The organism is Agrobacterium sp. D14, assembly GCF_001526505.1.
Lineage (GTDB): Bacteria > Pseudomonadota > Alphaproteobacteria > Rhizobiales > Rhizobiaceae > Agrobacterium > Agrobacterium leguminum.
The window spans coordinates 50,848-76,855 of sequence record NZ_ASXX01000010.1; the positions used below are offsets into that span (position 1 = coordinate 50,848).

32 protein-coding genes and 2 pseudogenes are annotated in these 26,008 nt (G+C 56.3%); 16 read left to right on the forward strand and 18 right to left on the reverse strand.

Annotation, left to right across the window (positions count from 1 at the left end):
• Positions 1–33 precede the first annotated feature (33 nt).
• On the reverse strand, positions 34–651 hold the full coding sequence (locus tag L901_RS08590; RefSeq protein ID WP_059755570.1) for a hypothetical protein: 618 nt from the start codon (positions 649–651) through the stop codon (positions 34–36).
• 233 nt (positions 652–884) lie between these two features.
• Here L901_RS08590 and L901_RS08595 point away from each other — a divergent pair, with 233 nt between their 5' ends.
• The 6 genes from L901_RS08595 to arsH are packed head-to-tail and all read left to right on the forward strand — an operon-like array spanning position 885 to position 4,406.
• Complete coding sequence (locus L901_RS08595; protein ID WP_059755572.1) at positions 885–1,238, forward strand: helix-turn-helix transcriptional regulator; 354 nt, start codon at positions 885–887, stop codon at positions 1,236–1,238.
• Entirely contained in the window at positions 1,235–1,675 is a 441-nt protein-coding gene (arsN2, locus tag L901_RS08600) for an arsenic resistance N-acetyltransferase ArsN2 (RefSeq protein ID WP_059755575.1), read from the forward strand. The genes L901_RS08595 and arsN2 overlap by 4 nt, the downstream gene beginning before the upstream one ends.
• A 15-nt stretch (positions 1,676–1,690) precedes the next feature.
• Positions 1,691–2,218 carry an arsenate reductase ArsC gene (locus tag L901_RS08605; protein ID WP_059755579.1) on the forward strand — a complete coding sequence of 176 codons (528 nt, stop codon included), beginning with the start codon at positions 1,691–1,693 and terminating at the stop codon, positions 2,216–2,218.
• A gap of 1 nt (position 2,219) precedes the next feature.
• Positions 2,220–3,278, forward strand: coding sequence for an ACR3 family arsenite efflux transporter (arsB, locus tag L901_RS08610; protein WP_059755581.1), 1,059 nt, complete (start codon positions 2,220–2,222; stop codon positions 3,276–3,278).
• 2 nt (positions 3,279–3,280) lie between these two features.
• Entirely contained in the window at positions 3,281–3,703 is a 423-nt protein-coding gene (gene arsC, locus L901_RS08615) for an arsenate reductase (glutaredoxin) (RefSeq protein WP_059755583.1), read from the forward strand.
• Positions 3,630–4,406, forward strand: a complete 777-nt coding sequence (gene arsH, locus L901_RS08620) for an arsenical resistance protein ArsH (RefSeq protein WP_059755584.1) — start codon at positions 3,630–3,632, stop codon at positions 4,404–4,406. Before arsC ends, arsH begins: the two co-directional genes overlap by 74 nt.
• A gap of 12 nt (positions 4,407–4,418) precedes the next feature.
• Here the strand turns inward: arsH and L901_RS08625 are convergent, their stop codons facing one another.
• Genes L901_RS08625 through L901_RS08635 form a run of 3 tightly spaced genes read right to left on the reverse strand, consistent with a single transcriptional unit; the run spans position 4,419 to position 6,839 of the window.
• Positions 4,419–5,225, reverse strand: a complete 807-nt coding sequence (locus L901_RS08625; RefSeq protein ID WP_059755587.1) for a sulfite exporter TauE/SafE family protein — start codon at positions 5,223–5,225, stop codon at positions 4,419–4,421.
• A 52-nt stretch (positions 5,226–5,277) separates the two neighbouring features.
• Complete coding sequence (gene arsK / locus L901_RS08630; RefSeq protein ID WP_059755589.1) at positions 5,278–6,480, reverse strand: arsenite efflux MFS transporter ArsK; 1,203 nt, start codon at positions 6,478–6,480, stop codon at positions 5,278–5,280.
• A gap of 17 nt (positions 6,481–6,497) precedes the next feature.
• On the reverse strand, positions 6,498–6,839 hold the full coding sequence (locus L901_RS08635; RefSeq protein ID WP_035242396.1) for a helix-turn-helix transcriptional regulator: 342 nt from the start codon (positions 6,837–6,839) through the stop codon (positions 6,498–6,500).
• 43 nt (positions 6,840–6,882) lie between these two features.
• Here L901_RS08635 and L901_RS08640 point away from each other — a divergent pair, with 43 nt between their 5' ends.
• Entirely contained in the window at positions 6,883–7,407 is a 525-nt protein-coding gene (locus L901_RS08640) for a DUF6428 family protein (RefSeq protein ID WP_059755591.1), read from the forward strand.
• Positions 7,408–7,434: 27 nt separating this feature from the next.
• Here the strand turns inward: L901_RS08640 and L901_RS08645 are convergent, their stop codons facing one another.
• Positions 7,435–8,364, reverse strand: coding sequence for a LysR family transcriptional regulator (locus tag L901_RS08645; protein ID WP_059755593.1), 930 nt, complete (start codon positions 8,362–8,364; stop codon positions 7,435–7,437).
• Between the two features lie 111 nt (positions 8,365–8,475).
• Here L901_RS08645 and L901_RS08650 point away from each other — a divergent pair, with 111 nt between their 5' ends.
• Together L901_RS08650 and L901_RS08655 are read left to right on the forward strand one after the other, a co-directional pair.
• A complete protein-coding gene (locus tag L901_RS08650; protein WP_059755594.1) occupies positions 8,476–9,228 on the forward strand; it encodes a 3-oxoacyl-ACP reductase family protein in 753 nt (250 codons plus the stop codon).
• Between the two features lie 26 nt (positions 9,229–9,254).
• A complete protein-coding gene (locus L901_RS08655; RefSeq protein WP_059755595.1) occupies positions 9,255–9,854 on the forward strand; it encodes an NADPH-dependent F420 reductase in 600 nt (199 codons plus the stop codon).
• 142 nt (positions 9,855–9,996) lie between these two features.
• On the opposite strand, the gene chrA is transcribed toward L901_RS08655, so the two are convergent.
• The 4 genes from chrA to rpsU all read right to left on the reverse strand — a co-directional run bounded on the left by chrA (position 9,997) and on the right by rpsU (position 14,184).
• Positions 9,997–11,397: a chromate efflux transporter gene (chrA, locus tag L901_RS08660; RefSeq protein WP_059755853.1), complete on the reverse strand. Its 1,401-nt coding sequence runs from the start codon at positions 11,395–11,397 to the stop codon at positions 9,997–9,999.
• Between the two features lie 5 nt (positions 11,398–11,402).
• On the reverse strand, positions 11,403–12,215 hold the full coding sequence (locus L901_RS08665) for a sulfurtransferase/chromate resistance protein (RefSeq protein WP_059755597.1): 813 nt from the start codon (positions 12,213–12,215) through the stop codon (positions 11,403–11,405).
• 321 nt (positions 12,216–12,536) lie between these two features.
• Positions 12,537–13,637 carry a flagellin gene (locus L901_RS08670; protein WP_059755601.1) on the reverse strand — a complete coding sequence of 367 codons (1,101 nt, stop codon included), beginning with the start codon at positions 13,635–13,637 and terminating at the stop codon, positions 12,537–12,539.
• A 316-nt stretch (positions 13,638–13,953) separates the two neighbouring features.
• Entirely contained in the window at positions 13,954–14,184 is a 231-nt protein-coding gene (gene rpsU / locus L901_RS08675) for a 30S ribosomal protein S21 (RefSeq protein ID WP_035263866.1), read from the reverse strand.
• A 349-nt stretch (positions 14,185–14,533) separates the two neighbouring features.
• Here rpsU and L901_RS27670 point away from each other — a divergent pair.
• A pseudogene (locus tag L901_RS27670) lies at positions 14,534–14,709 on the forward strand (YegP family protein).
• A gap of 288 nt (positions 14,710–14,997) precedes the next feature.
• Here L901_RS27670 and L901_RS08680 read toward each other — a convergent pair.
• The 3 genes from L901_RS08680 to L901_RS08690 all read right to left on the reverse strand — a co-directional run bounded on the left by L901_RS08680 (position 14,998) and on the right by L901_RS08690 (position 18,548).
• A complete protein-coding gene (locus tag L901_RS08680; RefSeq protein WP_059755604.1) occupies positions 14,998–15,561 on the reverse strand; it encodes a hypothetical protein in 564 nt (187 codons plus the stop codon).
• A gap of 72 nt (positions 15,562–15,633) precedes the next feature.
• Positions 15,634–16,302, reverse strand: coding sequence for a hypothetical protein (locus L901_RS08685; RefSeq protein ID WP_147401526.1), 669 nt, complete (start codon positions 16,300–16,302; stop codon positions 15,634–15,636).
• A gap of 683 nt (positions 16,303–16,985) precedes the next feature.
• Positions 16,986–18,548 (reverse strand): hypothetical protein, encoded by a 1,563-nt coding sequence (locus tag L901_RS08690; RefSeq protein WP_120356931.1) that lies wholly within the window; start codon positions 18,546–18,548, stop codon positions 16,986–16,988.
• A gap of 96 nt (positions 18,549–18,644) precedes the next feature.
• On the opposite strand from L901_RS08690, the gene L901_RS08695 reads away from it, so the two are divergent.
• Positions 18,645–19,127, forward strand: a complete 483-nt coding sequence (locus L901_RS08695) for a hypothetical protein (protein ID WP_059755613.1) — start codon at positions 18,645–18,647, stop codon at positions 19,125–19,127.
• A 35-nt stretch (positions 19,128–19,162) separates the two neighbouring features.
• Here L901_RS08695 and L901_RS08700 read toward each other — a convergent pair whose 3' ends face one another.
• The gene (locus tag L901_RS08700) at positions 19,163–19,750 is read right to left on the reverse strand and encodes a recombinase family protein (protein ID WP_283956562.1); all 588 of its coding nucleotides are present in this window, start codon (positions 19,748–19,750) and stop codon (positions 19,163–19,165) included.
• Between the two features lie 167 nt (positions 19,751–19,917).
• Between L901_RS08700 and L901_RS08705 the strand changes: the two genes are divergently transcribed.
• The gene (locus L901_RS08705; RefSeq protein WP_147401524.1) at positions 19,918–20,577 is read left to right on the forward strand and encodes an AsnC family protein; all 660 of its coding nucleotides are present in this window, start codon (positions 19,918–19,920) and stop codon (positions 20,575–20,577) included.
• 50 nt (positions 20,578–20,627) lie between these two features.
• On the opposite strand, the gene L901_RS26985 is transcribed toward L901_RS08705, so the two are convergent.
• The 4 genes from L901_RS26985 to L901_RS08725 form a co-directional block, all read right to left on the reverse strand.
• Positions 20,628–20,864, reverse strand: a complete 237-nt coding sequence (locus L901_RS26985; protein WP_147401523.1) for a hypothetical protein — start codon at positions 20,862–20,864, stop codon at positions 20,628–20,630.
• 80 nt (positions 20,865–20,944) lie between these two features.
• Positions 20,945–21,391 (reverse strand): hypothetical protein, encoded by a 447-nt coding sequence (locus tag L901_RS08715; protein ID WP_059755622.1) that lies wholly within the window; start codon positions 21,389–21,391, stop codon positions 20,945–20,947.
• Between the two features lie 84 nt (positions 21,392–21,475).
• Positions 21,476–22,234, reverse strand: a complete 759-nt coding sequence (locus tag L901_RS08720) for a hypothetical protein (RefSeq protein ID WP_059755625.1) — start codon at positions 22,232–22,234, stop codon at positions 21,476–21,478.
• Between the two features lie 122 nt (positions 22,235–22,356).
• Positions 22,357–23,100, reverse strand: a complete 744-nt coding sequence (locus L901_RS08725) for a hypothetical protein (protein ID WP_059755857.1) — start codon at positions 23,098–23,100, stop codon at positions 22,357–22,359.
• Between the two features lie 146 nt (positions 23,101–23,246).
• Between L901_RS08725 and L901_RS08730 the strand changes: the two genes are divergently transcribed.
• Together L901_RS08730 and L901_RS27675 are read left to right on the forward strand one after the other, a co-directional pair.
• Positions 23,247–23,858 carry a hypothetical protein gene (locus L901_RS08730; RefSeq protein ID WP_245289627.1) on the forward strand — a complete coding sequence of 204 codons (612 nt, stop codon included), beginning with the start codon at positions 23,247–23,249 and terminating at the stop codon, positions 23,856–23,858.
• A complete protein-coding gene (locus L901_RS27675) occupies positions 23,762–24,001 on the forward strand; it encodes a helix-turn-helix domain-containing protein (RefSeq protein WP_245289628.1) in 240 nt (79 codons plus the stop codon). Before L901_RS08730 ends, L901_RS27675 begins: the two co-directional genes overlap by 97 nt.
• A gap of 28 nt (positions 24,002–24,029) precedes the next feature.
• Here the strand turns inward: L901_RS27675 and L901_RS08735 are convergent, their stop codons facing one another.
• Positions 24,030–24,554 carry a hypothetical protein gene (locus L901_RS08735; RefSeq protein WP_147401521.1) on the reverse strand — a complete coding sequence of 175 codons (525 nt, stop codon included), beginning with the start codon at positions 24,552–24,554 and terminating at the stop codon, positions 24,030–24,032.
• Positions 24,555–24,678: 124 nt separating this feature from the next.
• Here L901_RS08735 and L901_RS08740 point away from each other — a divergent pair, with 124 nt between their 5' ends.
• Both L901_RS08740 and L901_RS27680 read left to right on the forward strand, forming a co-directional pair.
• On the forward strand, positions 24,679–25,311 hold the full coding sequence (locus tag L901_RS08740) for a hypothetical protein (RefSeq protein WP_059755632.1): 633 nt from the start codon (positions 24,679–24,681) through the stop codon (positions 25,309–25,311).
• A gap of 300 nt (positions 25,312–25,611) precedes the next feature.
• Positions 25,612–25,731, forward strand: a pseudogene (locus L901_RS27680) (hypothetical protein); the annotation flags it as partial.
• Positions 25,732–26,008 lie beyond the last annotated feature (277 nt).

The following is a 26,008-nucleotide window of genomic DNA, read 5'->3' on the forward strand; positions in this document are numbered from 1 at the left end:
AACACGGGGAATGATGATGACGATTACGGGCGGTCAGGTCCGTATCCGCCGCACCATTGTCTCGGGGCCGAGTAATTCCGTATCGAGATCGACTTCGACGAAACCGCGCAAGATCATCTGGGCCAGTCCGGCAACTGGCTTGGTTTCGGTAAAAACTGTCAGGCATTCGGCGACAGTCAGATTGCCGTGCTCTTCCAAGACGGCGAGTAATCGCAAACGGTCACCGAGCGCTAGAACCGTACCGCCATACCGAAGCAGGTCTTTGGCATTCTGAAGACGCGGGCCATCGTAGACTTCATCGGTCACCAGACGTCGATATCTGACGCCATGGTTTTGGGCTGCGGCCTCGATCCTGCCTACGTCGACCAGCATCACCCTGTCGGACGCATCGACTAACAAGCGCCCGCCATCATCGTCGAGAATACCAAAATCAGGGACGTGGACGCCACCACCGTAATCGAGCGAGAGTGGCATGCAGTGCCATGACGTGATTGATGGGTTAACGTCAAACAGGCAGGCAGCATCACGCGCCGCCTGTGATCGGAAGACTGGGGGGCCATCGCATTTAACGGTGGCCATTGGATAGAGCGTACGGATGGAAGCAGAATGACGGCTTGCGCGGAGCGACTTCGCGCGCTGTGCGATACCCATTTTCTAAAACCTCAACAAAACACAGTTGCTCGTCGCCGCGAATGTCACGGCGGGCGGAGATCAACCTATTCGTATGAGGCGGGTAAGATTTTTCATGTGTGAACAATTAGAGAACAGATTTGATAATGTCAACTTCCAGCAATGACTTAGGCAAAAATATAAGACGAAAGCACTTCAGAAGATCGTAGTTTAAAGGCCTTGACAAAAATCCATATATCCAGCATTGTAGATATATGGAAAAAGATTCAGCAATTACGGCGCTTGCTGCCCTCGCACAATCCACCAGGATGGATACATTCCGGCTCCTTGTCAGGCATGAGCCAGATGGCGTACCGGCTGGCGAACTCGCACGACTTCTCGACATTCCGCAAAATACCATGTCCGCTCATCTCGCCACACTGACGCGAGCGGGCCTCGTGACAAATGAGAGGCAAAGCCGCTCGATCATCTATCGAGCCGATCTGGAGGGGCTACGTAATCTGACTCTCTTCCTTTTAAAAGATTGCTGCGGCGGCTCAACCGACCTCTGCGCACCGCTGATCGCCGAACTCACGCCCTGCTGCATTCCCGGGGTGCAAGTGTCATGAGCAACATTAGGCTGGAGCCAGTCACGGGGAGCGATCTCGAACTGAAACTGGCGCTGTCGGCTTCCGGTCTTCCAACCGAAGACCTCGAAGACACTGGGCGCTCGTTTTTCAGGGCGGTTTCATCAGATGGCGGCACGGTTGGTTATGCTGGCATCGAGGCGTGCGGCGACGACGTGCTTCTCAGATCGATAGTCATATTGCCTGAGCGTCGCGGCAAGGCGTTTGGAACATCGCTAACCAGGGAAACGCTGAAGGCCGTCAAAGTAAATTCGGCGGTCTTTCTGGCGACGACCTCCGCCGCACCGTTCTTCGAAAGCCTTGGCTTCGCTGTGGTCGAGCGCGCAGATGTGCCGCCCGCCGTTCTCGCGACCCGTCAGTTGTCGGGCATCTGCCCGGCATCGGCAACGATCATGCAATTCAACAGAACTCCGACCTAACCACGGAAAACGACCATGACTGACAAGACTTACAACGTGCTCTTCTTGTGCACGGGCAACTCCGCACGTTCTATTCTCGCCGAATCCATCCTCAACAAAGAGGGCGGCGGGCGCTTCCAGGCGTTTTCCGCGGGCAGCCAGCCTAAGGGCGAAGTCAATCCACATGCCCTGAAGGAACTGGACGTCCTCGGCTATCCGGCGACTGGCTTCTCGTCGAAGAGCTGGGACGTTTTCGCACAGCCGGGCGCGCCCGAAATGGACTTCATCTTTACCGTCTGTGACAGCGCGCACGGCGAGGCTTGCCCGGTCTGGATCGGACATCCGATGACTGCACATTGGGGTGTCGAAGACCCCGCAGCCGTCGAGGGTTCCGAAGTCGAAATCCAGCGGGCGTTTGCACAGGCCGCGCGCTTCCTCAAGAACCGCATCATGGCCTTCATCAATCTGCCTCTGGCTTCCATCGATCGCCTGGCGCTCGAGCAGCACGTCCGCCGGATCGGTTCGCTCGAAGGCGCTTCCGCCAAGTCCGCAAAGGCCGAATGAGATGTCTACCTTCGAACGCTATCTGACCATCTGGGTGTTCCTCTGCATCGTCGTTGGCGTCGCCCTTGGCCATCTGATGCCCGATGTATTCCAGATCATTGGTGCGGCTGAGGTCGCGAAGGTGAACCTGCCCGTCGCCGTCCTGATCTGGCTGATGATCATCCCAATGCTCATCAAGATCGATTTCCGCTCGCTGGTGCAGGTGGGCACGTATTGGCGCGGCATCGGTGTAACCCTGTTCATCAACTGGGCCATCAAACCGTTCTCCATGGCGCTGCTGGGATGGCTGTTCATCGGATGGCTCTTCCGTCCCTATCTGCCGGCCGACCAGATCGACTCCTATATCGCTGGCCTGATCATCCTCGCGGCCGCCCCCTGTACCGCGATGGTGTTCGTCTGGAGCAACCTGACGCGCGGCGAACCGCTATTCACGCTCTCCCAGGTCGCCCTCAACGATGCGATCATGGTCGTCGCCTTCGCGCCGATTGTCGGGCTGCTGCTCGGGCTGTCGGCCATCACCGTGCCCTGGGACACGCTCCTTCTGTCGGTCGTCCTCTATATCGTGGTCCCGGTCATCATCGCCCAGGTCCTGAGAGGGCGGCTGACCACCGACGGCACGACGAAGGCGCTGGACGCCATGCTGGCGAAGCTGCAACCGCTTTCGCTTGTCGCCCTGCTCGCTACGCTCGTTCTCCTCTTCGGCTTCCAGGGTGAGCAGATCATCGCGCAGCCGACAATTATTGCTCTCTTGGCCGTCCCGATCCTGATCCAGGTCTACTTTAACTCCGGGCTGGCCTATCTCCTGAACCGGATGTCGGGGGAGCGCCATTGCGTCGCCGGGCCTTCGGCATTGATCGGGGCTAGCAACTTCTTCGAACTCGCGGTCGCGGCTGCCATCAGCCTGTTCGGCTTCCAGTCCGGCGCGGCGCTGGCGACAGTCGTCGGCGTACTCATCGAGGTCCCCGTGATGCTCACGGTCGTCTGGGCCGTGAACCGCACCAAGGGCTGGTACGAGGCAGCTCCCGCTGTCTCCCGGAACACCATCACTGAAAGGACATGACAATGGACGCCACCATCTATCACAACCCCGCCTGCGGCACGTCCCGCAACACGCTGGAGATGATCCGCGCAGCCGGGATCGAACCGGCCGTCATCGAGTATCTCAAGACGCCGCCGTCGCGCAACGAGTTGGCAAGGATGATCTCCGATGCTGGGCTGACAGTCCGACAGGCGATCCGCGAGAAGGGCACGCCTTACGCTGAATTGGGTCTCGACGATCTGGAACTGACGGACAATGAGCTGCTCGACGCCATGCTGAAGAACCCTATCCTCATCAATCGTCCGTTCGTCGTGACACCGCTCGGCACCAAACTTGCACGACCCTCCGAGGTCGTCCTCGACATCCTGCCGGATGGCTTCAAGGGAGCGTTCTTCAAGGAAGACGGCGAGCAGGTCCTCGACCAGGAGGGAAAGCGCATTGTCTGAGACCCTTCCCGCTTTGCAGGAGCGGCATCTTCGCCAAACTGACCTCGACGCGTTGCGTCCAGCGTTTTCGACTCACAAGCCGCGTATGCTAATCCTCTACGGCTCGCTCCGGGAGGTGTCCTACAGCCGGCTGCTCGCGCATGAAGCCAGACGTCTGCTCGAGCGGTTGGGGTGCGAGGTGCGGATGTTTGATCCGAGGGGACTGCCGCTTCCCGACGAGGCTCCGGTCAGCCATCCGAAAGTGCAGGAGCTACGCGAGCTGTCGCAATGGTCGGAAGGCCAGGTTTGGGTTAGCCCCGAGCGCCACGGTGCGATGACGGGCATCATGAAGGCGCAGATCGACTGGATTCCCTTGTCGCTCGGATCGATCCGGCCGACGCAAGGCAAGACGCTGGCGATCATGGAAGTCTCCGGTGGCAGCCAGTCCTTCAACGCGCTGAACCAGATGCGCGTGCTGGGCCGCTGGATGCGGATGATCACGATCCCGAACCAGTCGTCCGTCGCCAAGGCCTACCAGGAGTTCGACGCCGACGGCAGGATGAAGCCTTCCTCCTATTACGACCGCGTCGTGGACGTCTGCGAGGAGCTGGTGAAGTTTACGCTGCTGACAAGGGACGCCTCGGCCCACCTGACAGACCGATACAGTGAGCGGAAGGAACAGGCGGCCGAACTCGAAAAGCGCGTCCAGCTCAAATCGATCTAGGGATGAATGCTGTCAGCCGTGTCGCCAAACCTTCACGGCTGACAGCAACAAGATCACGGCGAGCGCGGGAAGAAGGACAGAATTCGGGACGATGCCGAGGAGTAGGCCGCCCACAAACGTCCCCACGATTGATCCCGCGGCCATTACGAGAACGAATACCCTGTTGCAGCCCAGAACCGAAAAGCTCTGGTCGCGGCTGTAGCGGGTAAAGCCCACCAGCATTGTGGGAAGACTCACCGCCAGTGAAAGGCTCCCGGCGAGCTTGATGTCCGCGCCGAAGAGCAGAACCAACGTCGGAATGAGCAACTCGCCCCCGGCGACGCCCAGCAGCGACGCAACGATGCCTATCACGAAGCCGACGGATATTCCCGCGACAATCTGCCAGCTTCCCGTCAGCAGCGGTTGGCCGACCGAGGTGCCGTGGCCAAGCACCAGCACGACGGCGATTGCGACGAGAAGAAGGGCTATCACCCTGTAGAGGGTCTCCGATTTCAATCGGGTGGCCCATCCTGCGCCGAACCAAGCACCGATCAGGCTCCCTGCAAGAAGGTTCAGCACGATCGGCCAATTCGATGCGATCTGGCTGAAAGGGATCGTGCCGGCTCGAAACGGCAGGGCGGAAGACACTACGACAAGGCTCATTGCTTTGTTCAGGATCACCGCCTCGAGAGCCGCGAAGTTGAATGCGCCGATGAGCAGCGGCAGACGGAATTCCGCGCCTCCAAGCCCGATCAACCCGCCGAGTGCGCTGATGATGGCTCCGCCGCCGAAAGCGGCCGGATGACTGCGTGACGTCGTGGATTTGATCGGAGTGTTCACGGGGCTTGGCTTTCATGACGGTGATCCGCGGACTCTTATGTACGCTCTTCCATTATGAGGCAACGCGGTCGCCACGCACCGATGAGGCGACCGCGATGAACGCGAGGATTCCAAGCGTACCCAGCGCGGCGATCACGAAAAGTGAGATGGTTGTCCCGAAGTGGTTCATTGCCGCCGCGAATGCAAACGGTGCGGCTGCGCCAGTCGCCAACCTTGCCGCAGCCATCTTGCCCGTGATCGCGCCGTAACCGGCGGACCCGAAGAGATAGAGTGGGAGGCTCCCCTGAGCGATGCTGTTGATCCCTGACCCAAGGCCCAGACAGATGGCGAAAGCCACCGCACCGGGCAGCCAATCACCTGACACCCCGAGTATCACCGCCCCGACAACCATAAGCGCCGCGGACACAATGGCAAGCGCCGGCGGCGACAGGCTCTTTCCGAAGACCATGTTGATCAGGCGGCTCATGACCTGTGCCGGACCGAACAGGGAACCGATCACTACTGCCGCACTGCCAAGTCCGATCGCGCCGAGCATCGGCACCATGTGGGCAAGTATCGCGGCGAGAGTGAAGCCCGACAGCGCGAAGGCGAAGGAGACCAGCAGCATGCCACGGCGGCGCGCCTGCGGCTCAAGAGCGCCAACGACCACCTCGCGGGTTCGTATCTCGCCCGTATTGGAGCCGTTCCTCACGTCACGCATGATCCAGTAGTGCAGCGGCATGCAGACGAGCAGGTTCAGCGCGGCGAACACAAGATAGATTTCGCGCCAAGACAGGTATCCGGTCAGTGTGGCAGCAATCGGCCAGAAGATTGTGGAGGCAAAGCCACCGATGAGTGTCAGATAGGTGATGCTACGGGAGGCCGTCCGAGGTTCGCTTTCGACCAGTGTGGCGAAGGCCGCCTGATACTGGACCATCCCGGAGGACACCTCCAGCATGACGATCGCAAGGGCGAAGAGTGCCATGGATGGTGACCACGCGCATAGCGCCAGGGTGAACGCCGCAAATGCCGATCCCAGGGTCATCACGGTCGCCGCGCCGATCCTGTCCATGTGCCTGCCGATGAAGGGAGCAGACAGCCCGCCGATGAACAGCGAGACCGAGAAGATGGCGAAGACCCGCTCCACGCTGATGCCGAAATCCTTGGCCATCCCGGGGGCGAGGATGCTGAAGGAATAGTAGAGAGTGCCGTAGCCGATGATCTGCGTGACACCGAGAGCGGAGACGATGCGCGCTGGAACCTTGGTCGAATGCAATGACGTATTCCTTCAGCCTATGCTTCGTTTGAGCAGCAACTGGCGGATCGCTCGACGGACCCACGAATACCGGGATGTCCCGCGCAGCAGTCTTCCATCAGGAACGTCACGAGGTCGGCCAGTGTGTCGTAGCTTGCGCTGTAAAGGATCGAACGCGACTCCCGGCGCTGGACGATGAGACCGGAGCGCTCGAGTTCTTTGAGGTGGAACGAGACATTCGATGGCGAGACGCCCATTCGTTCGGCAATCGCGCCGGCGGCTAGACCTTCAGGGCCGGCGACGACCAGGGTCCTCACGATGGAGAGACGGGTTTCCTGTGCGAGTGCGGCGAACGAAGAGAGGGCTTGACGATCATCCATATTTCAATAATCCTTGAATTGTTGAAATAGAGGATATCCACAAATGAGCACGATCGACAATAGCCATTTCGACAAAACCGACATCTCGCTCGGGAAATTACTAAGCAGGGCGGCAGAGACACCGGACCTGCCATTGGTCTTCCTGTACGATGGTAAGACCGTGAAGCCTGGCTATCACGTGACCGAGGTCAAAGCTGGCCAGTTCTCCGCGCTCGACTGCGGTGCAAATCCGGAAGCCTGGTCGGAAATTTTCGTGCAGCTTTGGGATATCGAGGAAGGCGAACGGACCCATATGACAGCCGGGAAGTTCTCGGCCATCGTCCGCAAGGTTTCCGAACACGTCCGTCTCGACGGCTCCGCGAAGCTGACATTCGAGGTCAGCGACGGCGTTCGACCGATGCAACTGTTTTGCGCGGAAGAACCTGTGGACACCGACGGCGTCCTTAATGTCTCGCTGATTCCGAGACCAGCGAGTTGCAAACCGCGTGACCGCTGGCTGGCCGAAAACAACGCGAGGACCACCGCCTGTTGCGGCACCCATATACCGACTGAATGCTGCTCACGATGATAACTCGCGACCTGCGCCAATAGCGGACTATCCCAACGTACCTGCAAACCGTTCTGGCCACCTTTCGCGTTGAAAGACTTCACCTATGAAATCAATAAACACTCGGGTTTTGGTGGGTAGCAAGGTTCGGTTCGCATAGTAGATCGAAATCGGACCCGCATCCGCGTACCAAGCTGGGACAAGACGGATAAGCTCACCGTTCTCAAGGTATGGCAATACATCGGGTTTGGCGATCATGGCGACGCCAAGCCCCAGAACCGCGGCTGATCGCATTGCGGCCGGGTCGTTGACGACAATCTTCTCCTTCAGCCCCGCCGGCTGCTCTTCGCCCGCGACGTTGCGCATCTGCCATTGCCGAATTCGACCTGTCCGCAATGAACGCATGACGATCCCGTCCAGCTCGATCAACCCGGACGGATCGTGAGGCGGAACGCGGTCCTGCATGTATGATGGCGAGGCAACCGCGATGATGTGGGCGGAGGCAAGGGTTTTTGCGATGATGCCCGGCGTCAGCTCGAATCCGCCACCGATCGCCGCGTCGTAGCCCTCGGCGATCAAGTCAACCTGACGGTTCTCGAACATCCATTCTGGCCTGATTAGCGGGTAACGGTGCATGAACTCGGGCAAGGTCGGAAGGATGTATTCCACTCCGAAGGTAGGGCTCATGCTGAGCCTCAGCACGCCTCCCGGCTCCGCTTGTTCACTGGATGCCTCGGCAATCGCACCTTGAAGGCTCTCCAAGTGGTCACGGACCGAATAAAGGAAGCGCTCGCCAGCCTCCGTGAGCGTCAGACTTCGCGTGCTGCGCTGAAAGAGCCGGAGCTTCAAGTTGGATTCGAGAGCCGCGACGTTCCTACTTACGGCCGCTGGCGTCAACCCCAGCCTGCGGGCCGCTGAAGAGAAGCTGCCATACTCGGCGCTACGGACGAAGGACTCCAGATTTGCCAGTGTTTCCATGATGCCTCTTTCAACGATTACTTGAAAGCAATAACAGCCAATTGCATCTAATAAAAGAGGAATAAGAGGGCGATATTCACTCCATCGAAACCAAGCAACGGAGTTATCGCAATGACCAACACCTCTCTGAAACTGTCCAGCAAGACCGCTCTCGTCACCGGCGGGTCCCGTTCGATCGGTGCCGCCATCGCAAAGCGTCTTGCTGCTGATGGAGCCGCAGTAGCCATCACCTACAGCGCATCGCCGGAAAAGGCAGCGGCAGTCGTAAAGGAAATCGAAACCGCAGGCGGACGTGCGATCGCCATCCATGCCGACTCCGGAAATCCTGAATCGGTTCGGGCCGCCGTGGCCAAGACCGAGGAAACCTTCGGCTCCCTGGATATCCTCGTCAACAATGCCGGCATCGCACTCGGTGGTCCGATCGAGGACATCAAGTTCGAAGACTACGAGCGCATGATCGCGGTCAACGTGACGGGTGTGTTCGTCGGCACGCAGGAAGCTGCGCGCCGCATGAAGTCGGGCGGACGGATCATCCATATCGGCTCGTCGATGGTCCGCTATGCGGCCTTCCCGACTGCCTCTCTCTACACGCTGACGAAGGGAGCTGTCGCCGGCTTCAACCGCAGCCTCGTTCGCGACCTCGGCCCCAAGGGGATCACCGTGAACACCGTGCACCCCGGCCCGACCGACACCGACATGAATCCGGATGGAGGTCCCGTCTCGAAGATCGTCGGCCCCGGAATGGCGATCGGCCGCTACGGCAAGGATTACGAGGTTGCGAGCGTCGTGGCTTATCTCGCCAGTCCGGAGGCTGCCTTCGTGACCGGTGCTGACATCGTCGCCGACGGCGGCTTCACCGCCTGATCATAAATCCAACCTGGAGACTCCCCATGTCTATCGGTATCATCGGAGCCGGCGAGATCGGCTCCGCATTCGCCCGCGCGCTTGCCCGGAACGGTATCGCCGCAATGATCTCCAATAGTCGGGGTCCCGAGACGCTTCGGGACTTCGCAGCCGAACTGACGCCACACATCACGGCAGGCACCATCGAGGAAGCGGCCAAGGCCGATCTCGTGCTGGTCGCCGTGCCTTGGTCGAAGTTGCCAAAGGCATTGGCGGGTGTTCCGGATTGGGCCGGCCGCATCGTCATCGACGCCAACAACCCGATCGAGCGTCCGCTCTTTCAGCCGGCCGAACTCAATGGCCGGCTGTCGACGGAAGTCTTCGCAAGCCTGGTGCCGGGCGCTCGTGTCGTAAAGGCGTTCAACCATCTCCCTCCGCATCTGCTCTCTGGTGATCCACGCGCCGAAGGTGGCAGCCGCGTCCTCTTCTATTCGGGAGACGACGCGCGGTCGAAGGCCGAAGTGGGAGCGCTGATCGCCAAGCTGGGCTTCGCGGGGATTGACCTCGGTGCGGTCTCGATCGGTGGAAAACTGGTGCAGTTTCCAGGCGGTCCGCTCCCAGCACTTAACCTCGTGAAGTTTGGATGACGAACGTCGGCCGGAAGCTCTCGCCTCCGGCCGAACGCCATCATTGATAACATGCCTCTCCCGGACACCACTCATATAGCCTCGAAGAGTAAAATGAACGCCTTGGTCTCCCCAGAGAAAGGACGACACAAAGGCGGACGCTTCACGCCACCGCCAATGTCCAGCCGATCCCAAGCAAGGCCGATATGGCCAAAGTCGTAATGACCGACAGCTTGAGCCTAAAAATGGCGATGGCCGCCAAGACCGTCAGGACCAGAGATGGCAGTATGAGCGAACCGAGCACGGGTACGTCCAGTGTGAGTGGGCCGAACGCAGCGGACCTGACGTCGGAAAATAGCACGTGAAGCCCGAACCAGACCGCAAGGTTGAGAATAACGCCAACCACAGCCGCAGTGATTGCTGACATTGCGCCGCCGAGCGCCGAGTTGCCGCGCATCTTCTCGATAAACGGCGCTCCGGCGAAAATCCAAAGGAAGCTCGGCAGGAACGTTACCCACGTCGTCAATATCGCGCCGAGGGTCGCTGCGGTCAACGGAGTCAACGTGCCCGGATCGCGGTAACCAGCCAAAAACCCGACGAACTGCGTGACCATGATGAGGGGACCGGGAGTCGTCTCCGCCATGCCGAGACCATCAAGCATTTCGCCTGGACGAAGCCAGCCATAGTTTTCCACGGCAGCCTGCGCGACATAGGCCAGGACTGCATAGGCCCCGCCGAACGTCACAACAGCCATCTGACTGAAGAACAGGCCGATCTTCGTAAAAACATTGTCCCAACCGAGTACGAGGACGAGTACCGCGACTGGAATGAGCCAGAGCGCCGCCAGAGCACCTGAAGTCTTCAGCGACCATAAAAGGTTAGGCTTGGCGTGATCCGGGATTTCCTCACCGAGGACAGAATCCCTATCTTCGAGTATCTTGCCCGACCCGGACTTGTGGCCCCCGCCAGCTTTGAAAGCGCCGAAGCCCGCCCTTCCTCCAAAACAGCCGATAATGCCGGCAGCGATAATGATGAGCGGAAACGGCACGTGGAGAAAGAAGATCGCGACGAAGGCCGCCGCAGCTATAGCGACCATCACCTTGTTCTTGAGCGCTCTGCTGCCGATGCGGACTACCGCCTGTACGACGACAGCAAGGACGGCGCATTTCAGCCCGAAGAACATGCCTTCGATTGCGGTTACGTTGCCGAAGATCACATAGATGTAGCTGAGCGCCAGGATCGAGAGGAAACCAGGCAGCACGAACAGAAGGCCAGCAATCATGCCGCCCTTTGTCTTGTTCAGTAGCCAGCCGATGTATATGGCGAGTTGATGGGCTTCCGGCCCTGGCAGGAGCATGCAGTAGTTGAGCGCGTGGAGGAATCGGTGTTCACCCACCCAACGTTTCTCGTCGACAACGATACGGTGCATGACCGCGATCTGGCCAGCGGGGCCGCCGAAGCTCAGCGCCGCCACACGCGTCCATACCTTTATCGCTTCGGAGAGCGGAACGATGTCGTTCCCTGCTGCGTCATCGTGCGCGCTGGCCTTCGTGAGGTCGGTCATGGTCGTCATCCCTTCCTCGGGTTTGGCCAGTTGTGCGTTTCGTCGGTGGCGTCACGGCACCATCTGTAGAACGCGTCATAGAGTGTCATGCCCGCTTCGAGTTGCTCGAGGTCGTCGTTGAACATGCGAGAGAGGCCGAGCGATGCTGCCAGCAGGCCTGCAACTTCGGGGGCCAGGTCAGGCCTCGATGTATCTGCTCCCCGAACGATCGTCGCGAGACAGAGCATGGGTTCGGTCCCGAGGCCGAATTCTTCGACCATGACATCGAAAGTACAAAGCTCGCCGCGGTGACTCCAGAATACTTCTTCAATGTCGAAGGGTGTGGCATTGAACCGGTCGGCAACTGCCGAGACTTCTGCAGCAGGAACAAACAGGAATACCGCTGACGGGTCGACGAAACGCCTGATCAGCCACGGGCAGGCAATCCTGTCGATCTTCGGCCGCGAGCGAGTGACCCAAACAGTCCTCCCGCGGCTGTCACGGGGTGGCAGACTTTCAACGGGGATAAGAGCTGCCTTTGATTCACGCCATGCCTCAAATCCCCCTTCGAGGACCTCTGCAACTTTGCCAGCTGCTCGGAGATGAGCGGCAACGCCGTGGCCAAGCTTCTGGCCTTTCTGGCAAAGAACGACGGACGGTCCATTCAGCTCGTGGACCCATTCCGTGACCACGCGGTAATCGCGGCGCACTGACCCCGGTATGAGGCGGGGATCGGTAGCGAAGTCTTCGTCGTTGCGGACGTCGATGATCATCGGCGCGTTCGGCAGGCCGATGATGCGGTTTAGCTTCTCGGATGTAATTTCAAGAAATGACGGCATAACGCGTCCCTCCGGTTCTCGGGTTTAAAGGACGCGATTCTTCGGCCGTGGCCTCGTGGGGTGATCGCTACCCCATATCTAAAAATTTGCACCGCCGCCGAGCGATGTCAAGGCCCATCCCGCACTTGCCCCAGACATCCCGTAACTGACGAAATCAGGCCGACCAAAATAGTCCAACTAGCGTAACCAATTATGCGCGGCTTCGAATGCGTTGGAGCGCAAACGCTGGCCAGCTAGAAAGCGAGGTTCTCGTGTTCCATGACGCGAGCGATAAGCAGACACCGGGCGGGATGATCATCAGGCTGAAAGCTTCCAACTTCCTTACCCGAAAAGCTGCAGGATCGTGGATGGTTGGGAATTGGCGAGATGTAGCCCATTGATCGCCAGTTGTTGCTGCGTCTCCAGTGCTCTCAGCTTCACCGCTGTGACCTCCATGTCGGCGTCCACCAGCCGCCCGATGCCCCGTGTCGCGGTGCTGATCCGCTTCCTGTTGCTTTCGTCATACAGGTCGAGTGCCGACTGCACCGACCCGACATAGGCCATCTTGGAGGTCAGCTGCTGGATTTTGCTGTCGATGTTGGCGACGAGGTTGCTGTATAGACCCTGCCTGTCCGACCCGAAGCGGACGACATGGCTTTCGATCGACTGGAGGATATAGGTGGGATTGACCGGATAGGCCTCCGGGTCGCCCGTGACGGGGTTCGATACCGGGATGTTGTACCAGTAGATCGCGGCGGGCGTGAACGATCCCGGCGCGTCAATGATATCGCTGCCGTCGAACAATGTCTTTTCCGGGTTGAACTCACCCGGATACGTCGTCGGGTAGCTGCCGAAGTCGTCGTTCAGAAGCAAGGTGTCCATGGCGCTGACATCCATCGTCTGCACCTTCCCGTCCGCATATCCGATGACGAAGGAGAACACCTGTTCGCTTGCCTTCACGTCTTCGTTCTTGCCGTGGTAGATCATGTTCACGCCCGCGAACGACGCCGACGGCATGGCCGCCTTCGCCTGGTCCTGTAGCTGCTGTATCCTGACGTCGATCTTGTAGACGTCCGACTTGGCGTATTCGGGGTCGAGGCTGAAGGTCGGCTTGATCGCGTCCTGCATGCCGGGTTGCGGCATGTCGCTGGCGGTGATCGCCAGGTTCCTGATCTCGACGAAGGACTGCCGCACGGTTTCCATCGCCGCATATGCGGTATCGACGATCCCCATCGCCAGCCCAAGACTGTCGGTGACGGCCTCCATCGCACCAACGTCAGAGCGCATCGATGTCGAAATCGACCAATAGGCGGCGTTATCGGACGCCGTTGAGACCCGGAGGCCCGATGACATCTGTTGCGATGCACTGGAGAGCTGTGCGCCGATCCCGCGAAGCGTACTCAACGCCGTCATCGCCGAACCGTTTGTCAGGATATTGCTCATTCAAAATCCGATGTCCGCAATCTGTAGCAACGAAGCCATATGCGGCTTCACCGACAGATTTCGGACATCGGCGTTAAAACCGCGGCAAATTGAGAGGGTAAAAATACCCTGTCTCAAAGATTCTCTGCCGACGGATTTTATTTCGATAGGCCAAAATGCGCCCTGCGTTTCCGACCCTTACAGTTTACCGTTTTATGTCGAGATAATTCAGTCTGGTACCAGACAGAAAACGCTTACCTCATGACGCTTTTAAAAACGCACGGAGTTGGCGAGAAAACGGTCTATTTTCGAAAAGCCTATCTACTGACGACCGCGATCACCTACTCTTTTTCGGCTTTGAAGGAAGAAGTCCGTCGCGCTGCATCTGCTTACGGGCGAGCTTTCTCTGACGGCCGACTGCTTCAGCCTTTTCCCGCGCTTTCTTGATCGATGGTTTCTCAAAAGCTTCACGAAGACGCATTTCGCGGAAAATGCCTTCGCGCTGAAGCTTCTTCTTGAGAATGCGCAGCGCCTGATCGACGTTGTTGTCGCGTACTAAAACCTGCATTTGATCCTCTGGAGGTGAAAATGGTGCGCTACCATACTCAATTTTTCATTGAATCCAAGATCGACAATCTCCTTGTGATAGGCCTCTTACAGAAAGATCAGCCTTCCGTGTCAGGTTATGGGCCAACGCAGCGTCGTGCAGCTATCGGTCAGTCTTCTGGTTAATGCAAAAAAGTCTCGACACCCCGCGCATGGGGCAGAGATCGTGTTTTTGATCCTGAAACGATCGAACCAAAACAGATATCCCTAAACCTGCGCCGGAAAGGATTGTGCGCAATGAACTTGCGGCTGGGTTTTACGAATGGCACGCTTAAATTGTGCGAATCACCACCAACACGGAGGAAAGCAATATGGCGCATAAGTTTGAAATTTATAAAGATAAGGCTGGCGAATTCCGCGTTCGCTTCAAATACAACAGTGAAGTGATCTTTGCGACCGAAGGCTACTCCTCCAAAGCGAGCGCGCAGAACGCAATCGCCTCGATCAAGAATATGGTCCGGACGCGCCTACCGAAGACAATAGCTAAGGCTTTAAAGCGGCCCGCCCAGTTGGGTGCGCCGCTTTTTCTCAAAAAGACACAAAGACCCCACTCCAGTCGGTCCACTCATTTCTGGAGAGACGACTTCTCTGCGGCAAAGGCCAACTGCGGAAAGTGGCGACCGGTCAATTGAGATCATAACTGCCGAGGGGAATGTCCCCACCTCCGCTATACATTAGTTATGATTCATAATGTTAAATAGCAAGAATAAAAGCCCTACGACATGATCACGTGATCTGATTGGTGCCGACGTCACCTGAGGTATACGCTACGACCTCACCGACTTGAGCCGATATTGATGACGGCGGACGAACCTACCTGAACAAAAGAATACTCCACCGCACCTCGTTTCCACCAGGCTGTCGTACTTTCGATCGCGTCATTCTTGTCCAGATTATCCGGTGCGCCAAGCCTCTCCGATAACGCATCAAGGAAACCGGCAGGTCTTGGCGTGGAATATGCGCATGCTTTGTGTCCGTTCGGACCAGTAGCAAGCCAAAAAGACAATGACTCGACTCCGCCTGCCTTCTCTTGCCGCCAGCCCACAACGTCCACCGAACCGCCATTATAGGCGACGAAACTACGACGCCATTCCTCTGTTTCCGCATCGGTCAGCCGCGGCCAGCCAAGTTCGTCACCCTTGATCATCGCGGTCCGCACGGTGGGCGCGTCACAGATAGTGAGAAGACGCTCCGCCGTCATGTCCGCCGGCATCGCCGTGGCCACCCCGAAACTCAAAAATGCAGCGCAGAAGCTGCCAATGGTCAATATCTCAAGATACCGAAGCGGACTTGCTCGCTCTGCGCTCCTCATTTTCTTCTCCGGTTCGTCATCGTCCATGGGATCAGACCGCCGCGTCCGAAAGTAAACGTGCGGGATGGATGCAGCCAGTTGAGGATCATGCCCCGGCGTTCACACCGGGCGCAACAGGCTTCCTGTCGTTCGCAAACGCTCTTCCAGCAATTCCACAAGCTGCTCCTCGCGAATACGACCATGCCCCAAGCCGAGCTTCATGGTCAACTCGCGCCAACCATATGTCGGCCGTACCTGGGGTGCGCCATAGGCATCAGCGAACCATGCAAGAGCGACTGCATACCCGTATCCGTATTCCATCTCGACCGAGCCGCCGACAGATACCCAGATATCGGCACCGATAAAAATCGGCGTCCTGAAATCGCCACCGACAACCATCGACGAGTCTTCCCTGGACGCGAAAACCCACTCCCTGACGACGGCATCTCCGGTGACGAAGATAATGCTGGCCCAGTCATTATCGACGCTGCCGCAGTTCAGATCACCGAAAACAACGAGGGTAACATGCCCATCGCCCCCCTCAATCTGTGTTGAGACCTTGCCGCTGACATGCAGGTTTCCGTCGATCACAGTGATCCATGAAGTCGGAACGAAATCCCCATCAATCGTGAGATCGCCGCGATGAATGCACGCGTCCGCGGTTTCGTTTTGGGGCCCGCCGGGAACCAGCTGAAACCTCAACAGGGCCTCGGCCACGGCGGAGTTTAGAAGTTCTCCCGACCTCCGGGTTACAAATTCCTGCCACTCTGCTGACGTTACACTGTTCAAGGGCACTCACTCTCCTCTTTTCGCCGAATATACCTGAACGGCAACATGCCACCGGATTTGACCTGAAGTGAACACTAGAAGGCTAATGTAAACATGTCCATCAGGGGTGGTTTGCGCACAAATGGCTTCCTGGAGCACCTCTGTGGAAGCGGGCTGTCCGGAGAGGGAATGATGCAGAATAGACTTCTACCAGTTTTGCGCCTGTTGCCGGTCGTCATCGCGCTCCTTGGCGCGGCCGATACGCCCGCTTTTGCAGAATCTCGTTACGTCGCCGCAGGCACAACGGAACAGCCTGCCGATTTGGGTAAGGTCGAAAGAGTCCTTACCTTCGATGGGCGAACTGGCGAAGGGCCGATGAAGGACGCATGGTTCGCCTTCACGCTTCCGAACGCTACCCGCGTCAGGATCGCAGTTGACCAACCGGACGTCACATTCGATCTTCGTCTGGTTGGCAGTCGAGGTGGCGATGGCGTTCTGATTAGTACCGCCTTCTCCCGTGAAGCCAGCATTGAGTACGAAGTGGATGCGGGAACGTACCTGTTGCGTGCGTACCTATGCGGACACCCCCTCAAGCTACACCGCCACGCTGAAGGCAAACTGACATATACCGTCGACCCGCCACTGACATCGTCAGCGGCGGGAACGACCAGAGGGGACCATCCGTGCTTATGGATAAACGACTATCAGACCAGGAACATACCGCCGTTTAAACTCGAAGCGTCAAAATTTTCAAGAACAACGCCCGCGTACCATACGTCGTACCCATCTTCTGGATTGTCGGTGTAGCTTGTCAGAGCAAAACGCACGACGGCGTTATTTCCCTGCTGCCAACTTAATTTTTCAAATTGCACCAGGGTATCAATCACAGCCTGATACGAACCGTCAGGAACATCCAATCTGGCTTCGGCGAGGTCAAAAAATTGCGAGAAATCGAGCTTATCACCTTCTCCCGGATTGAAGTCCTTCACTACGGCGTAGTTAAAATATTCGGGAGCATTAAAGTCGTACTCGTCCATATGCACGAAGAAGGCTGGAAACCAGCCAATCGTAGGTGAATTGAGATACGATTCAATTTTGAAAATATCCGCTCCAGCGCCACCCGTCGCCGTATCCAGCCGATCATTAAAAACGAAGGTGTCGTCACCACCTTCGCCATCGAAGTGATTTTCTTCACCTTGTACGCCGCGGAAACTGTCAGCAAATTTACTGCCAACAATTAGCGATATGCCGTTATACACGTCACCTTCGGCATCGCCCGTATTTTGTGACATATCGTCGAGGTTGATGTTTACGGATGCCGAGGCGATATAAGAAACGGTATCATAACCACCTGCCCCATTGTAAATGTCAGCACCCTCGCCTCCGATGAACAAGTCATCAGCTGAGGTGCCAGTAATTACATCGTCTCCGTCCCCTCCAATCATCACAACACCGTTTTGGTAATAGCTGTACCAGAATGGATTATCAGGAACCGTCAGTATATCGTCTTCGGCGCTGCCATAAACTACGGGCTTATCATTATAGAGAAAGGCGGTAATCCCATCTTGGAACGCTTCAGTTGCCAATGATGTCATTGCAGATGGAAGGTCCAATATACTCGGACTGTTGGCCTGCCACGCCGCCACATTTCCCAAATCCGCTAAATAGTCGCTCTCAGTGTAGGTCGTAGCAGCCTGCCCCGGTCCCGTAAAATTGATGTTGACCGTCCGACCGATGGTCGAGGGATCAATCACAGATTCAAGATATATGTTGCCCAATATCGTGAGAGGGTTGCTGGACACAAAATCGAAATTCTCCTGAACAGCTTCATTCGGGACTATTCGATAATTTTCAATGGTGCGAGTGCCGTCAGCGGCGACGCGGAAAACAACATCGTCATCCAGCTTGAAGGCCTGTGATCCAAAAATTAAAGTACGCTCTGCCCAATCATTTGTGGCGTCAGCGTATTCGTATGCCTGGAAATTTATCCCATAGGAGGACAACCCGAGTATTCCGGCCAATTGCGCCTTACTGTATATACCTTCAGCTAAAGTATTGCCCGAATTGAAAAATGCTTGCACGAGGGCCGACTGTGCTCCCGTTGCAAACCGGCCGGCACCTGTTGTCATAAATTGTGCAGTGTCCAAATCTACAGTTTCGCCCACTTCATTGGAGCGATTGGCCCATGTGTTTTGGAGGAGGTCGCTCGGCGTGCCTGTTTGGCCGAAGAGATAAAGATTGAGTACGCTTGATGTCACTGGAAGCATTTCTACACTCCTTGTGGTGCAATCATCAATAAGTAAACACTAATACAACTATATGGTGATTTTATCTCTGTCAAACGTTAGATGCGAGGTCGCCCCATGAAGCCTGGAACTGTCACATCATACGAATTGAAATGGGCTTTCGCCTTATGCGCAGTGCCCGTTGCAATCTGCTTATGGGTTGCGATTAGTGTCGAGAATTCCGCCGCGTTCTGGCAAACAACCGCCGTCCCAGTTCTCGGATATGCAATCATATCGTTTGCCGGTATCGGCCCCCTCATATCAGTGATTGCGATTTGGGGACGCAACCCCGTCATCCAATCGGTCTTCATCGCCTACTACATCGTTCTTCTCGGGGTTGCAGACCTCCAACCGAAGCCATTGGAAGACGCTTCATTCGGCGATCAATTCGTCAATGTTTTTCGAGCGGCTTATTACGGCTTGCTGGTTCTCTTTTTGTTGGCTCTCCTCGTAGCTATCGTAAGAAGGAGGAGAGATAGGAGCGCGATGAAGTCGATCGTTCTCGCTGTGTTTATTGTCCTATCATCTGCGCTTGCGCTCGCATTGCCACAGGTGCTTTAATCCCGGAGGATTTAGGCAGGCGGACCATCTCAGCTTCACGCCAACCGGCGTATCCCCCGGACGACCGTCCGAGGATGAACGTTGTACTTTCGAGCGACTTCCCGAACGGATGCGCCGGCATTCAGAACAGCACTGATTTCCCTGCATTGTCCCTCGGTAAGCGCAGGACGCCGCCCGGGCAATTTACCTCGTGCTCTCGCAGCCGCAATGCCGGCGATGGTTCGCTCTCGGATCAGCGACTTCTCGAATTCGGCAAGCGCGGCGAGGATATGGAATATCAACTGACCGCCCGCCGACGACGTATCTATGCTTTCAGTCAGGGACACGAAGCCGACTCCACGGCGTTTCAGAGTTTCGACCATGGAAATCAGATGGGTGATCGACCTTCCGAGACGATCAAGCCTCCAGACGACCAGAATATCGCCGCGTCGAAGCGCCTTCAGCATCGAAGTCAGGCCGCCTCTTTGCTGGAGGCTTCCTGAGACGCCGTGGTCTTCGAATATACGTTCGCACCCCGCCAGACGAAGGGCGTTTCTCTGCAAATCAAGATGCTGGTCAACCGTTGAAACGCGCGCGTAACCGATCCTTGTCATGTCGCCGATGAAACCTTCAATTTCACACATTCCATTCCAGATCACGACTTGACAGAAACGAACGGTTTCGCGGGAGGGGCATTCAGTCTCTCGTTCAGGTCTTGAATTCAACAGTGAGAGGTAATCACGCGTAGAACGACAACCCCCGGTCCGTCGTGACAAAACCGTTCGTTTCTGTCCGTCTGGACGACCTTCCAGTGAAACCGAATGTTTCATTTGCCGACCTCGCGAGGCGGCTGACGGATGCGTGTCTGGAAAATTTAGGGGAACCGTCAGTTTTGCCAGATACCATCTGGCGTTCCGTGAAAGACCTCCTGAAAGTCAATATGGTATTGGTCGTCGTTGACATGGTGAATGCGCCACCCAACTGGCATATGGACTTCATCCACCGATATGGGATTCCGACCAGCCTGATCGACGCCAAAGCCCTTCAAAACGCTGACAGTCTCCGCGACTTCTCTAGGGTACCTCTCCTCGAGCAGCACATCATCGGGGTCTGCCAGAAAGCGATTGCCAACGGCCGCCCTATCATCGGCAAAATCGATCAAGTCATTCGGAATGCGAGGGTCGTCGCCAGTGGAATAGTTGTACCCGATCCGTCGGTAAAAAAGACCTGGTGCGGCATTCTCGGCGAGGTCCATTCTATCTCGGCCGTCGTTCGCGACGTCCGTTTGGATGACATCGATCTGTCTATCGTTCAATTGCTCCGAGAAGGACTGTCCGCACGCGAAATCGGTCACGTCATCGAACTCTCCCCAAGAACGGTGGAACACCGCATTGAGAAGATGAAGGCGCGTGCCGACGTAAAATCGATAGTTCCACTGTTAATCGCCAAAAACCTAGACTCCGCTTCATAGGTTTCACTCAACTTGGGAAGCCCACAATTCTGTATCCGGGACGTTGCGGGCTATTGTAACGAAGGGGGCTGCAATGGAATGGCGTCATGAGTTTCGAGAGGAACGACGCGTCCGAGCGTATTCAGGGATGCAATGATATCGCCGAAGAGATGATCGCGTGGTCCGAAATCCTCCAGAACGGCATGGACACGGGCCGACACTTCTTCGTCATCCAACGGATCAACTACTGTATAGCCAACAGCGCCGATTGCACGGATTTCACAACCGACCTCGATCAATTTGTCCACAAGCTCAGCGACAGAGGGACGCATCTACCAGCTGGCGGCGACTGCCCGAGCCAGCTAAGGGCAGTTCATGGTGGACGCAGTCACGTGGCTGGCGACAGACGGTAGATGCCATAGCTGCTACCCTCAAACTCAATCTTCGCATAAAGGCTCAGTACAACAGTCGAAGGGCCTTCGCCGTCGGTAACCGCTGACACATCAATCGTATGGCCGTCACCAAGCGTCGTCGAGAGCGACATGGCACCCACGGCAGTCAAAAGCGTCCGCGCGACGTCCAGCTCGAAATGACCGTCAGTCATAAGCTCGTAGCGCTGCAGGCCTTCCGCGCTGATCATCTGTTCCGGATACATCACGAGTTCGCTTGTGATACAAATCTTGTTTTGTGCGGCAGTACGGAGGGCGATTGGCCCTCCGACCTCGAAGCCGACGATAGCGGCCAAGGTCTCTGGATCGAACGTGACGGCGGCTTTTTGTTCGACGATTTGAAAAAGGGTCTCATAGAGGTGGTTTAGGCTGCGAGCATCAATCATCTGAACGGTTTACCCGCGTGCCGGCGAAAAATCGATGGTTCCACTGCTGACCATGAGAACGGGTCACCTGCGTCTTGCAGCAGATCAGTCACCCCAACTGACAAACTTGAGGGTGGAATTACTCTTCCTATTGTAGCCGACAACTTTGCACCCGTTTTTCTCCCGCACAGGTGCAGCCCCTTTTAAAACAAGGGTATGCCAACCTTGCTGATGGCCAGAAACACTATACTGAGCAGGATCGCAGCCCTGCTTGAAGACATAAGCTGTTCCGTGAATCATAGCATTATCGTCGTACGGGTCCCAAGGCGCGTTGGCTTTGAATAGTAAAGCACCTGGTTTGACGGTGCCTGCGATCGACTTTTTGGGATCGCGATAGATGATGGTTCCCTTACTGGGTGACACGATCACCGCCGATCCGTTGTGGTCGAAGACTTCACGGTTGTCGACCGACGTCTGCGCGTCCGCGGTGAAGTATTGATCGGTCGGCTGGTGACCACAAGTCGACAACATCGTGCCGGATGAATAGAGCCGACCGTCTTCTTGACGCGTCAAATAGAAATAGTAGTTGCCGTAAGGGTCTTGAGCCACAGGACCACCGAATTCCTTGTCGTAAATCGCATCAACCGACCATGTGCACGCTGACCCCTTGCCCTCCATTGAGAAGGTGATCCGGATCACCGTTCTCGATTTCATGTCATCGATATCGAGGTGGCAGGTTTGGTCATTGCCGCAGTCCCGTGACCAGCGCCCACGGAACTCTTCACGGCTAGCAACCCTATCCGCAACGGCGGTAGAAGCCGAGATCGACAGCAGGAAGACAGATGTGATAACGGTCGATTGCATGCAGCGAGCTCCTGTGATTTTGACGATACCGACCACCGTGGAAAGGCGGCGGCACTCGTGTCGCGCGGCATGGGTGGCACGCGACCGCGCAAATCACGACGTGGTTTCAAGTGTGAGCTCTGTCAGAGCTTGGGTGCCGGAGCGGCGCTGCTCATGTTCTTCGCCCTCGCAGCATCTATCCTTTTTCGCGCGTCCTGATTGTCGGCCTCGAAATCTCGGACGAGATCAAGGTAGTTCATCATGCCCATGTCGAGCTCAGTCGCGAGGCCGGTCTCGGTACCGCGGACTGTGAACTCGATGTACAAGCCACAGAAGGCCGCACTCTTTTTGGCTTTTCCTGCGGTATGGTCATCAAGTCCGACGGGGAAGTCGCTCGTCCCGATACACGCGGGTGATGATTTGAGTTTCTCAGCGGCCGCGTCGACGGCGCTGAATTTCCATACCGCCCAGATGCTCGTCTCACCTTTGTCCATATTGGAAGGCTCGCCATATTTCTGCACAGCGGCTGTATAGACGGCATCCATGGACGGGCGTTCGGATGGTCTGAACTTCAACTCACGACGGACAGCAAACAACTTGTTGCCGCTTCCGAGGCCCGTGAAGGCAAACTGCATGCGTTCGTGTTCCATGTCGTCAGGACGGCTCAGGTCATTGTACAAGGTCCGTCCGTTCGCAACCCACTCAGTGCCTTCCGGAAGCTTCCATTTCGAGAAGCTGTATTGACCGTCTGGACGCAGTTCCTGATACCTGGCAACAACCTGATCGGCATTCATGCCGAGCGCCATTCCGCTAATGTCGAATTCTGCGGCATGGGAAGCCGCCGTCGCCGCACTTAAAAGCAGGACCGATAGAATGATGTTTTTCAATTGATGCTCCATAAGGAAGTAGATTTCGACGCTGAGTCGCCTCGTCGAGGACAATCGGGGGAGACGTCTTACCTACGAGAGAATTTCCGAGGGGGAATTTACCCTGCGACGAAATTCAGGACCTCGTTTCTCGGCACATCGTCAACATGACGCTGAAAGACCAGGGTAAAAATACCCTGCGCAAGATCACCGAAACGCACTATTGGCAGACATCAATTTCTGGAATTCATATTTCGACGATGGCAAAAGAGACACCATTCAGCGCGGTCACCCGCACCATGATAGACAACTGGCTTCAAACCAGCCCCGGAGATGCCGCCAAGCCGGCGACCGTTTACAACGAGGTCCTCGGCCATCTCTCGATCAAGATGCGGCTGACCCTGTTCACTGTAACAAGCGACAATCCAAAGAAATGGCACATGAAAGCCATCAGGCATTCAGGCTTCACGTCTCGCATTCTGAACATCAACAAGATTTTCGCCGACTGTTACGTCGAGGATTTCAAAGATCAGAAATACATGGAGGACGCCGTTATTCCGAGACTTCGCCAGGTCATGGAATCCCAGCAGCCATCCATGGAGTTGGTGAAAACACGGCTATTCGGTGTGAACCTTGGCTATGATCGTATCCTCATCCCGCAGAAGAACACCGGCAGACCGCAATGGGTTATATCGTCGTCTACGCCCAGTTCCTGCTCAGCCCGCCTCAGCAACACGAGAAACTTGATGTCGCCGATGAGGCCATCGTTCAGCTTCTGATCGAAGGCGCGACGGCCAAGGAGATCGCGGAAACGCTCGGCGTATCACCGCGAACGTTAGAACACCGCATCGAGCGTTTGAAGATCAGGTACAGAGCGGAATACCGTGCATTTGATTGCCATGCTCGTGACGGCTCATGCTGAGAAGATGGCGGAACCGACGTCCGGATAATCAACCGGCCGATTTCAGTCCTTGGCAATGGTCACTAATCGCAATTGTTGCCTGCGAAAAGTTTTCGGCCGCAATATGTTTTCTTCCGACATCATATATCAGGTCGGGATGCGCAATCTCAATATCGAGAGGATACCCTCTGGCAATAGAAGCAAAAACTGCCCTCGATTGTTCAACCGATAAATCGCTGACGATGCCAAGGATACCGCCTGCGACGAGCGTAGGAACGCCTTCGACTTGCATTTTTTTAACCTCGCCGCCTCTTACCTTGTATGAGATTGCGACTTTCGTTCCGGAGTAAGAGGGCAAATCAACCACTTGTGCGTTCGACCGCGTTAAAACCTCAACTGCAAACCGCCCATCGGCGCATGTCAACGTGACGGTGGATGAAACACCGTCTTTGTCAGTAGCGATTCCCGTAATCGCGAGGCGGTCTCCGCTGTCCAATCGCGCAAACCATGCTGCGCTACCTGATGTAGCGAACATCATAAATGCGACAAACGTTGCGACGGCTATACGTGTCATCCCCTGGAAACCTCTATGTTTACCCAAACATCTAATTCGCTTGAACAAGCTACTTTAGGAAATGATCGTTGAGAAAATCTCCATAAATTGGGGCGACATTTGATGTCGTTTCCTGGGGGATCGAATGTCTATATTTAAAGCCGCAGTTTTCGTGACCGCAGTGGTTATTTTGCCCGCGACATCGGCAGGTGCCGTCAAGCCACAAATTGTAAATGCAAAGAATGCTGCGGTTCACACTGATTTCAAATCGAGGCCTTACCTGACTGATCCAACACGCATCTTCTATTGCGAATTGGAATACAGCGCCTATTGGGATGAAGGCGAATTTGAATATCGTCTCGCTTTCACCTACGGCCTGCGGTTTCCACCCGTAACGGAGAGACAGGTCCCCATTCACTTCCTATCGTCCTTCCTGTCGAAGACGGACTCAAAGGGCGTTGAAACCGTCATTCCCGTGAAAAAGGCATATGTGGGAACGAGTGACGACAACACCCTGGCCAAAGAAATCAGGTCGCACGAGCCGGCAGGGCATTCTGCGTTTACCCGCTTCGACAATCCGTCCGTTTTTGGCATGACGTCAGAAATGTCCGACGATTCCCGTCTTTACACATACGTTTTGACGGCCACCGATAAGATTATCGTTGCGGAGATGGATTTCTCCGCAACGGAAACCGGGATGCCTGGTGACGCCACTCAAGCCCAGTCCTTCGCCAAGTGCGCGGAAAGAGTTATATACCAATCGGTAGACAAATACTGAATCGTCCATTCATCACGGCCTGCGACAAATTCATCTACGTCGATGTCCTCAGTTCAGTGACCGCAGGCGACGCACCGGCCATCACCTACGCCAAAGCGGCGGCAAAGCCTAAAGCTTCAGTGTCAAACGGAAACTCGGGCCAAAAAAGGCTCCTGCATCGCAGGGCGTAGCCGCCGGCGGCAAGCTGGACAAAGCCGCCCTGGAGATACTCCGCAAGCCGTCGACGCATCCGCGTAAGAAGATCGCCGTGCGAACCTCGCTTGTGTTGGTGGGCATCTAGCCAAGCAGTCACCTGACTTTGACGCTAGGAACTACGGATATGCGAGGCTGAACGATCTGGCCGAAGCTTCTGGCATACTGGATGTAGAGCGAATCGGCGACCATCCCAAGGTCGTCATGGCCAGACTGAGCAGACCTTGAGTGCGCAGTTGCCGCGCATAACTTCTATGTCACCACAGGATGTTCGACCGCTTATTCTAGGCTTGTCGTACACATTCGCGACCCTCCGCGACGGCCTCCCTTCGCGAGATCGTTCAAGAATGCGTTTGGCTTTGTGAAGAGCAAACGGTGCCGGAAGCGCACTCAGTCTTTGCGCGTCGATCATCTTTTCCAGTTGCAGGATAGCCCGTTCCAATGGGCTGACAGTAGTGGGTGTGGGTCGCGGGAAATATCGAGCATGACCCGAGTTGATTGACAT